The 9748-nt window shown below is 56.7% G+C and carries 11 protein-coding genes; 6 read left to right on the top strand and 5 right to left on the bottom strand.

Annotated elements, in window-relative coordinates; genetic code table 11:
- Positions 1 to 145: 145 nt before the first annotated feature.
- Entirely contained in the window at positions 146 to 412 is a 267-nt protein-coding gene (locus C482_RS22870) for a nucleotidyltransferase domain-containing protein (RefSeq protein ID WP_394295544.1), read from the top strand.
- Positions 413 to 557: 145 nt separating this feature from the next.
- Here the strand turns inward: C482_RS22870 and C482_RS14495 are convergent, their stop codons facing one another.
- Both C482_RS14495 and C482_RS14490 read right to left on the bottom strand, forming a co-directional pair.
- A complete protein-coding gene (locus tag C482_RS14495; RefSeq protein WP_006168458.1) occupies positions 558 to 821 on the bottom strand; it encodes a type II toxin-antitoxin system RelE family toxin in 264 nt (87 codons plus the stop codon).
- Entirely contained in the window at positions 814 to 1101 is a 288-nt protein-coding gene (locus tag C482_RS14490) for a ribbon-helix-helix domain-containing protein (protein ID WP_006168457.1), read from the bottom strand. The genes C482_RS14495 and C482_RS14490 overlap by 8 nt, the downstream gene beginning before the upstream one ends.
- A 282-nt stretch (positions 1102 to 1383) precedes the next feature.
- Between C482_RS14490 and C482_RS14485 the strand changes: the two genes are divergently transcribed.
- The 3 genes from C482_RS14485 (at position 1384) to C482_RS14475 (ending at position 3119) form a co-directional block, all read left to right on the top strand.
- Entirely contained in the window at positions 1384 to 2082 is a 699-nt protein-coding gene (locus tag C482_RS14485; protein ID WP_006168456.1) for a class I SAM-dependent methyltransferase, read from the top strand.
- Between the two features lie 173 nt (positions 2083 to 2255).
- Positions 2256 to 2594 carry a hypothetical protein gene (locus C482_RS14480; RefSeq protein WP_006168455.1) on the top strand — a complete coding sequence of 113 codons (339 nt, stop codon included), beginning with the start codon at positions 2256 to 2258 and terminating at the stop codon, positions 2592 to 2594.
- Between the two features lie 54 nt (positions 2595 to 2648).
- Positions 2649 to 3119: a peroxiredoxin gene (locus tag C482_RS14475; protein ID WP_006168454.1), complete on the top strand. Its 471-nt coding sequence runs from the start codon at positions 2649 to 2651 to the stop codon at positions 3117 to 3119.
- A 143-nt stretch (positions 3120 to 3262) separates the two neighbouring features.
- Here the strand turns inward: C482_RS14475 and C482_RS14470 are convergent, their stop codons facing one another.
- The 3 genes from C482_RS14470 to C482_RS14460 form a co-directional block, all read right to left on the bottom strand.
- A complete protein-coding gene (locus C482_RS14470) occupies positions 3263 to 4978 on the bottom strand; it encodes an ABC-2 transporter permease (RefSeq protein ID WP_006168453.1) in 1716 nt (571 codons plus the stop codon).
- A complete protein-coding gene (locus tag C482_RS14465; RefSeq protein WP_006168452.1) occupies positions 4968 to 5843 on the bottom strand; it encodes an ABC transporter ATP-binding protein in 876 nt (291 codons plus the stop codon). Before C482_RS14465 ends, C482_RS14470 begins: the two co-directional genes overlap by 11 nt.
- Before the next feature lie 567 nt (positions 5844 to 6410).
- Entirely contained in the window at positions 6411 to 7319 is a 909-nt protein-coding gene (locus C482_RS14460; RefSeq protein WP_006168451.1) for a serine/threonine-protein kinase RIO2, read from the bottom strand.
- A 552-nt stretch (positions 7320 to 7871) separates the two neighbouring features.
- Here C482_RS14460 and C482_RS14455 point away from each other — a divergent pair.
- Positions 7872 to 8819 (top strand): DUF7551 domain-containing protein, encoded by a 948-nt coding sequence (locus tag C482_RS14455; RefSeq protein WP_006168450.1) that lies wholly within the window; start codon positions 7872 to 7874, stop codon positions 8817 to 8819.
- A gap of 62 nt (positions 8820 to 8881) precedes the next feature.
- Positions 8882 to 9724 carry a lipoate--protein ligase family protein gene (locus C482_RS14450; protein ID WP_006168449.1) on the top strand — a complete coding sequence of 281 codons (843 nt, stop codon included), beginning with the start codon at positions 8882 to 8884 and terminating at the stop codon, positions 9722 to 9724.
- The last annotated feature ends 24 nt before the right edge of the window (positions 9725 to 9748 follow it).

The raw sequence follows: 9748 nt of genomic DNA, 5'->3' as shown, positions 1-9748 counted from the left end.
CGGACACCGCTGACGCGGTGTCCTTGCTCTCTTCGATTCCACAGCGACAACTGACCAGTATCAACAATCTCCTACAGAAGAGCGATCCACCAAAGAGGGCTCCTATGCAATTGAAGAAGTTTTTCCAAACCAGATCATTGATGCCGTGTCGTTTTCCGAGTCTGAGACGATCCGATCGCACTTCGGTGTCCTTGAAATGAATGAAATACGCGTTGAACTCATAGGAGCACTTCAAAAACGCCAATCCGATGGAACATGGGAACAACCGGTCGATATCACTGCTCACCGCGTTTTTGTAGAATTTGGAAATGTCTCTATTCCCGCCCTTTCACTCCAGTATGAGGCAACAGCCTATGAGCAAATGGGGCGGTCAGACCGAGCAGCTCTCCTCGAAAAGTACGCTGACGATTGATTCGGACTGGTATAGTGAACGCTCGTTGTAACGTTGAGCGTAATACCATGTCCTGCCTACTGAACGGTAGTCCTCCTCACCAACTGTCTGTCGTACTCTGCGAAAGAGGCAATTTTGTTCTTCGATAATTTCGTATCAAGAGGCGTTATGGGGGAAGATGTCGGTCATACACGTTCCGTCGGTGACCAACCGCCTCGACGATAAGAAGGTCGTCATCGTGATCCCATGTGATGATCGCTCGATAGTCGCCGGCTCGAAGTTTGTAATATGGGTAGCCGGAAAGACGCTCGAGTCGGTGTTCGGTCCAGTCAGTCGCCTCATCGACTTTGTTCATCACACGATCGGCGACTTGTGGATCAAGGTTCTCAAGGTGGCCAATCGCTTGTTCAGTGTACTCGACGTTAGTCATTTAAGCCGAGGCGCTCGCGAACGTCGTTGGCTGATTGCGTCTCGCCCTGCTCCCGCTGTTCGCGGCTCTTTTCAAGCTCTTTGAGCGTTTCGTCAGAGAGCTTCGTCGGTGGCTCAATCCAGTCGCGGAGTGCATCGCGGATTGCCTCCGATCGGGAGGTATACCCACGACGCTCATACTCCTCGTCGATCTCCTCGAGGAGGCGGTTTGGAACCCGGACGTCGATCTTGGCGGTGCCGTTGCCATTATCTTCTCTGGCATCACTGGTGTCAGTACTCATTATTGTGTGAGACGTGCGTCTCACAGATAAATGTTTACCCTATACAGATCACGGCGTCGTCTTGAGGCCGTCTGCAGTGAGATGTAGCGGTTGTCACATGGAAAGTCGAATGTAACGTTGGGTGTCTGTTCTCTGGGTAGAGCACGCGCATTTTTCATAGCGACGCACACCGCTGTCAAATTAGTCGGTGTAGAAAGTGCAACGAACAATCAAATGGCCGCGAGACTCGGCACCGCTCCTCATTACAATATTATTATAATTGAGGTTGAATAGCACGCTATAATGTCTGATGACCCGTTTGGTCGTGCTATACGCGATCACTACCTCGGGAAACAGGATGAGCCCCTCATTGACCGAGACGGGAGCGAGACTCGCGAACACTCCATAGAACAGTGGTATTTCGGAGAACATAGCGAAGACGCTTGGCGGGATGCGTGGATGAAGGGGCCATTGCTCGATATGGGTGCTGGCGCGGGGAGGGATGCCCTCTACTACCAAGAACAATTTGAGGCAATTGCTATCGAGGTGAGTGAACACCTTGTGGAGGTTATGCGTGACCGAGGAGTACGCGATGTTCGATTGGCCGATATGTTCGAACTCCGTAATCACTTCGACCGAGACCGATTCCAGTCAGCGCATGCTATTGGGACACAGCTTGGGGTGGCTGGGTCAATGGCAGGCGTTCGCCAATTTCTCGACGATCTTGCGTTCGTGACCACTCCCAACGCAACAGCAGTTCTTGATAACTATGACCCAGAGAACGAGGATACAAAAGAAGTGTTCGCCTTCCGTGACGACCCCATGCCCGGACTTGGGTACCGCGTCTACCACGAGGAATATGAGGGTGAAGTAGGAGAAACGCTGTTGTTCCGCTTATTCAGCGTAGATCAGTTTCGACAGGCGACAATCGGGACACCGTGGGAGGTTGCTGAAGTAAACTATAGTGATGTGCAATGGAGGGCAGTACTGGAAAAATCATAGCGCTCGTTCGATTACTTCTCTATAGATAGCATTTCTTCAGCGTCATCTCGAACTGAGAAAGGCATTCTGCGCCTCTTTCAAACCTAAAAGTAGATCTTGATGTGGAACTGCAGATATTACTTGTATTTATCCTTTGATTGGTGGACGATCAAATTCAGCCCCACAATTTTGACATGCCACTACTAGTTGGATTTCTTTTCCTAGAAGGTTGGCAGGGGTTCCCCGACGAGGACCTCGAGGCAGCCAGCAACCACTATCGGGAGCGGGGCAGTCGAGACGACATCGACGCGACGCTGGCCGTCTTCGGCGATACGACGAACCTCCCCAAAGAAACCCAGGAGTACATGGGCGAGGAGTGGTCCGCCAACGGCGCGTACACCGGCGTCGACCGGATCGGCTTCGTCTCGAGCGGGATCACGGCGATGGCGGTGAAATCGCAAGTCGACGTCGACGGCGCGGCCGTCGAGAGCTTCGACGATCTCGAGACGGCGCTCGAGTGGGCGAGCGCGTAGCGGTCGCCCGAGGGCACCGAAAGCCGTTTCCGCGCGTTCGCAGTATGCCCCCGTATGCCACTCGAGGAGGGTACGGACGCGCCGACGATCACTGCACGGAACCAGGACGACGAGACGGTCACGCTCGCGTTCGACGAACCGACCGTCCTCTACTTCTATCCCAAGGACGACACGCCCGGCTGTACGACCGAGGCCAGCCAGTTCCAGCGCGAACGCGAGAGCTACCGGGAAGCCGGCGTCTCGGTGTACGGCGTCTCGACCGACGACGTCGACTCCCATCAGGAGTTCTGCGAGCAGGAGGGACTCGAGTTCGATCTGCTTGCCGATCCCGACGAGGAGATCGCGGAGGCGTTCGACGTCGAGCGACGCGAGATCGACGGGGGACCCGCACCGACCGAACGGACGACGTTCTTCCTCGCCGACGGCGAGGTCGAGGCAGTCTACGAGAACGTCGATCCAGACGGCCACGCACGGGACGTGTTGCTCGAGGCGCTCGAGGCCGACCTAGTCACCCTGCCGGAGTAGCTGTCGAGTCGCCCCCAAGTTGACGATCGAGACGGACTCAAATCCGACATTCTGAACTCGAATCTCAAGTATCGCGGGCCCGCCCTCGGTCCGCCGGAACTCTTCTCGATTACCTGTGAAGTGGCGGAATCGATCAAACAGTACTATCGAATCTCGCGTTTGCGACGGACGATTGCAGCACCGAGCAGAACGACGCTTGCGCCGATGAACGCGATTGGGACGCCCTGCTCGAGACTGCCTGTCGTCACACCGATGAAATCGATTAGAACACCGCCGTTGAGCGGGCCGAGGTACCACAGGAGCAGATAGGTGAGTTCGAACACTCGAGACGTCCGACTCCAGATACCCGCCGCAATCGCCAACGATGGGGCGAATAGGGTGGCGCTCACGAATCCGAGAGCCAGTGCTGTCTCGCCTGCTGCGAAGAACGTGACGAATAATCCGCTCCCGATACCAACACCCACGAGAACGCCAGCAATCCATTCAGAGAACAGTTGGCCAACCGGTCGTCGAGACGACCACACGAGCGCCGTCATCCGGTGTCGACTCGGGCGAACGCCCATCGCAGACCAGACGAATATCGGCCACACGTACGCAAGCGGAAGTACGACGTTTCGTAAGGTATCGACGGGAACGTCTGACGCACTGCTGGTCGCAAGAGTAAAAAGCGGAGCGACGACGAACCCGAGTGCACCAGCGTACCACCACCATCGCTGCCCTCGAAGCGCGAGTCGGAGTTCTGCGGTGACGAGACGACCGAAAGAGCTCGAATCGCGTGTTTCGACGCTCGTGAGTGACGCGATATCGGCGTCGGACGCCGTACCTGAATCCGGATCTGTAACGGCCTCGCGAACCGTCACGTCGGTACCACCGTTGGTCTTGCTTTCGCGTCCCCGCGACATCACTGCGTTCGCGGACGAAAGCGTCGCTGTCAGTCCGGTCTGGACTGTCGACGACGTACCCTCACTCGACCCTATTCGATCAAATGGTATCGCCGCGGCGAGAACGAGCCCGATCAAGGCGGCGAAAAGACCGAGTCGCTGGAGGTAGACCCAAAGCGGCCAGCTTTCGATGGACATTGCGAAGGCTTCATCACCACCGAACGTGCCCAGCGCTGGAACGCCGCCGCTGTAGCCAGGGATCTCGTTCACGGCCGCAGTCGCGGTCACCTCATAGACGGCGAGCAATCCGATGAGATCAAGGGCTGTGATCCAGCGCGGAATATCCTCCGGAAGCGACTCTCCCGCCGGTAAGATCCCGGCGAGTACCATCACGGCCAAGAAAAAGTAGCAAATATTTCCAAGCGTGCCATCAAGCCGGTCGACTGTCTCGAATACCAACGCCACCGAACCAACAAACGCACCGACCGGAAGTGCAAGCAAGAACAGCGGGAACAACAACGCGATCGGATCAGTCGTTCCGACACCGTTGAGTAGGTGGTAGGCAATCGCCACGAATCCGAGCGTTGCGAGGATGACACTGACAACTGCAACGTTACTGAGCCACTTCCCAAAGAGATACGTTCGATCGGATATCGGGGTACTCGCGAGGAGACGGTCGATGTCATGTAACCGGTCCCGCCCGAGGGTATTTTTCAGGAGGAAGAACCCACCGAATAGGAGCACGACCGAACCGGTCAGACCGGCTTTGATACCAATGACGTTCGCCGTTGGCTCCCCATAATAGTTAACGAACGTATCGCCGTCTTCGACCTGATAAGCGAACTCGATCTGACCGGTGTTGACGACGTAGCCGATATACGCGATCACCGCCAGAACCGCCACAAACCGACGTGAGCGAATTCGTTGGAGGAAATCCGCACGAGCGACGGCGTAGAGTTTGCGTACGTTAGCTCGCATTGTGTTCTGAGATTAGGTCGAGATAGGCATCCTCGAGCGACGGTGTGGCGCGCTCGGCATCGTCGGTCGGTGGTGTCTCGGCGAGTACGCGAACGTCAACTCCGTCGGCGTGTTGAACTGTACGGCAGACTCGGTAGCTGTCTCTGAGCGATGACAGTTCCGAGCGTGAGACACAACACTCGTAGACGGCACTGGTCATGTGATCGATGATCGCTTCGGTATCCGAGTGAGTGACGAGTTCGCCGGAATCCAGAATCGCGACCGTCTTCGCGGTCGCCTCGATGTCCGGTACGATATGAGTTGAAAGAATAACCATTCGGTCGGCTCCAGCGTTGGCCAGGGCGTTCCGGAGTCGGACGCGCTCTTCCGGATCGAGTCCGACCGTCGGTTCGTCGACGATGAGTAACTCGGGATCGTTGAGTAAAGCCTGCGCGATACCAGCGCGTTGACGCATGCCCCCGGAGAACGTACGCAGTTTTCGGGATCGGACAGCCGTCAAGTTCGTCAGTTCGGTCAGTTCCTCTATTCGTGCACTCGCCGTCTCGGAATCGAGCCCACGTAACGCCGCGATATACTCGAGAAATTCCTCGAGCGTAAGATCGGGGTAGACACCGAAATCCTGCGGGAGATATCCGAGGACGTGGCGGACTGCATCGGGAGACTCCACAATATCGGTCCCATTCCAGTAAGCAGTGCCAGTCGTCGGCTTCAGGACGGTCGTGAGAATTCCCATCAGGGTCGACTTACCGGCTCCGTTCGGACCCAAGAGTCCGTGGATGCCATCCTCGAACTCGAGCGTTACATCACGAATTCCCCAGGAACCGTTCCCGTAGTCTTTCCCCAGGGATTCGGTTTGTAGCGTCATAGTTTGAATTCTTTCCCATAATATTAGTATTTTTACAGGCAGTAAACTACAGTAACTGTCCCAATCAAGCTCGGCTTGAAGCCAATTATACCACAATAGTTAGTTTTGAGTGGCGACACTGGAAGCTACCTCGGAAGAGCGCCGAAATTCTTCCAAGGCTGACAGGAATTAGCGGCTGAGAGGGTGTCTGAAAGATCGACGATAGACTGATTTGTCCGAATTCACCGACGACAAGCCTGCTAAATGGCCTGTAGTCTCATCTTCTAAAGTCAGATTCGATATATCGAAGTACAGTGTATCTGTTGGTGCCTGTTGGGGGAACACACACAATATATCAGACATATGGCCTCATTCGATGCAAACGCGCCCAGAAAGACGCCCAGTCGCAGTGATTGCTGGTCACCTACCGTTATTTCGAATCGCTACCCGGGGGTAGCAATCCGTACGGGAAATAGCCAGTTTACGGTTGTCTTATCGCAAAACCCATTCCCAATTTCACTCTCCACGCATCCAACCCACGTTCTTCCGAGAACAGCGGAAAATAGCACCGTGCGCTCCCGATAGTCTCTACTTATTCCGGTGGATCGTCTCAAACGAGCCGTCGATAATTTCGGCTGCTACCTCGTTGCCATCGATTTCATCTGAAATGTGCTGTGGATACTTTCGGCGGAAGTACCCTACCGCGTTTCGGAGGTCACGCCGGAGGAACGTCTCAGCGTTTTCGTGATCCGTCGGCACGGCCTGGGGCCAGTCGAAGATTGTGACTCCTCCCTCGTCTAGGAAAACGTTGTACTCACTCATATCTGCGTGAACGTAGCCGTGCTCGTACGCGCGTGCGATTTCGGAGACGAGCAGATCGAGCACACCGAGCACCTGATCGTCCTCGAGTTTCGTCCGCGAGAGTTCGACGCCGTCCATCTTTTCCATGACGATGGCGTGGCGGTTCTGGTCGATCGGCTGGGGAACCGAGACATCTGGGTATAGCTCCTTGAGGATGTTGTATTCACGTTCGGCAGCCTTTCGGGCGGTGTACATCCAAGAGACGTGCTCCTTGTCGGACGTGTAATCGCGTTCTTTCTGGACTTCACGGAAATTCGTATACCCCTCGCGGTGGTACTTCAGTGCGAGTGGTTTGTACGATCGAACCTCGTAGACATCACTCTCTTTGCCGACGCCCAGTGGTGAGCCAAACTCGGAGATTGTCTCGCGTTCGACGAGCGCGCGCAACGCGAGGATGTCGTAGCCCTCGAACTGGAGGGTATACCCCTCGTACTGAATGGTTTTCTTCTCGACGAGCCCCCGTTTGAGACAGCGCTCGAGGCGGTAGTCCACCTCCTCTTCGGTGAGACTCGAGAACTTCGGGAGCTTCTCGCGCTGGACCCATTCCGAGAAACGCATCCCCTGTTCGACCCCCGAGAGGAGATAGAAATCTTGCTCCTCGAGTTCGGGCAACATTTCGGCGACGTTCCGCACCATGGATCGTGTATCCACCGAGCGCGTAAAAGCGTCGTGACGTACACCGAGACAGTAACTGAACGAGTGGGTGTGCCCCCTACCTTAAATCATATAGTGCGATACAAAATCTCTCCGTTGAGTCAGTCCGTTCGGTGAGGCGATTCTTCGATCTGCCGCCACGGAGCAAGCAACCCATTACGGATCCAGCAACTGGTGTCCATGCCAGCAGGCAGACTAAAATTGCAAAAACGTTTTGGAGATACTGGTGATGTACCGCTTATTACTTCATACAACCCCTCAGAACTTAGGGGGTCGCTATCTTACACTGACTCCATCTCAACGCAAACAGGTTTCGGGTGCCGTAAGGTGATGTCAGCAGTTATGTGTGGCTTCATAGGGCCGCTGTGCGACCCCCTTTGGCTTGCCTAAAACAAAGGTTTTTAACTTTTTAGGCAGACCTAAAGAGTGTAGTGGTGAGACGAACACTGTGATGTCTGTTGATGAGCGAACGACGGACGAATACAGCGTGCAAACGCGGCAACCCCGACGACCAGCCCTGAAACGTGCTAATCCATGATCGGAACGACACTCGGAGACATCCGCAAGCACCTCGAGGCACTCGCCGACGAGACGGGACCGTACTACCTCCGCTGTGGACGCACCGGTGAACGTCCAGTTCCAGCAATTGGGCTGCGCTTCGATAGTCGATCGACCGCTCGAGCGGGCGCGCGAGCAACCGAGCAATACCGTGCAGCCCTTCGGCAGTACGATCCACAACTCCCCCAGTACGACGTGATCGTCTGTCAGGACGCTAATACGCCTACTCAGCTGCCCGACACGTTATCCGACAGCCGGACCCCCCAACCACGGCGTGACGGAACGACCTCCAACGATACCGACACGGTAGGATCGATGGCTGGTGACTGGGCTGCCGAATCGGAGTCACTCATCGATTTCTGTCATGCCATTGCCGGGGCGGTGTTCGAGACCATCGCCGACTCGTCTCACCAATCTATCGAGCGCGCGATCATGGACACCTATTTCGAGATTGCAGAAACGATCGAGTCGCCGGATGAACTCTGTCTTCGCCTGCTCGAAAGCATGGCGGTCGAACTCGAGTGTCGGCTCACACCAGCCGAACAGGCAACGGTTCTCTTGGCTGCCGCAAAGCGACTCCCTTCTCCTTCCCCGCCAGCGAGCGACGAGCCACTCGAACTGGCGCTTTCGCGACTTCAATCGACGACGCTCGTGAGTGATTACACGCTCGAGCGGCGGCCTGACGAGTGGCACGTCTGGCGGAACTCCTGGACTGTCACCCTCGACGCGTACTCGCTCGGCCAGTCGGAGACCGGCGTCGTCACGCTCCCGCTCGTGATCGAACTGTTCAGGCATCGGTCGTCCTCGGACGTGTCTCTTTCGAGTGCGACAGCTGTCGGTGACCCACCCTCCTCGTGGACGTTTACCCTGCAAACAGCGTCGGGAACTGCTCCGTCAGGGCTGGTTAGCGTCTCATCAGAGTGACGAGATTCACCCCCACCGGCCGCTCCACAATCACTAACTTGGCACCAGCCGTCTGTCGACGCATGGCTGAACGTGACCTTGCGGACCAGACATGGCGACTGATCCAGGACGAACCCCGTGATGGGGCGACACAGATGGCACTCGAGGAGGCCGCCGCGCGGACGGCACTCGAGGACGACGTTCGAACGGTTCGCGTCTACTCCTGGGAGCCGAGCACCCTGTCACTCGGGTACCGACAGGAGGCAGACTCAGTGGATTGGGACGTTTGCGAGCGCGAGGGAATCGACGTGACGCGCCGACAGACGGGCGGTGGCGGGATCTACCACGACCGGTATGCCGACATCTCTTACACCATCGTCGCGCCAGCCGACGAGGTTCCGGGCGATCTGATGGACTGCTACGCGCTCTTTTGTGAGCCGATTCTCACAGCCTTTGAGGAGATGGGCGTCGACGCGGACTTCGCTGCCGCCGAGCAGTCAGCGATCTACAAACCGTCGTGCTATCTGCGGGATATCAACCCGGCCCACGACGTGGTCGCGCCGGCGAGTGCGCCTGAACAGGCCCGGAAAATCAGCGGTAACGCCCAGTACCGTCAGCGCGACGTCGTTATCCAGCACGGCTCGCTGAGCTACGATCGTGCACCCGACAAGCACGTCGGCGTGTTTGACGAGGTACTCGAGACGGACACCTTCACCGACCGGGTGACGAGCATCCGCGAGGAGTCAGGAATCGACCGTGAGGAAGCGGTCGACACCCTTGCGGTGGCGCTCGGTGACTGGTGTGACGCGACGCCGGGCGAGTGGCGAGACGAGGAACTGGCGGCCGCTCGCGAACTCGCAGACCGCAAGTACGGGTCAGATGCGTGGGTCCGAGACCGGGAGATACTTGAGGTGAGTGAACAGTAGCCGTCCGTTGCCGCCAACCGCTCG

Source organism: Natrialba chahannaoensis JCM 10990, from assembly GCF_000337135.1.
Taxonomy (GTDB): domain Archaea; phylum Halobacteriota; class Halobacteria; order Halobacteriales; family Natrialbaceae; genus Natrialba; species Natrialba chahannaoensis.
The sequence above is the reverse complement of the archived record's forward strand: the minus strand, read 5'-3'. Positions and strand labels throughout refer to the sequence as shown.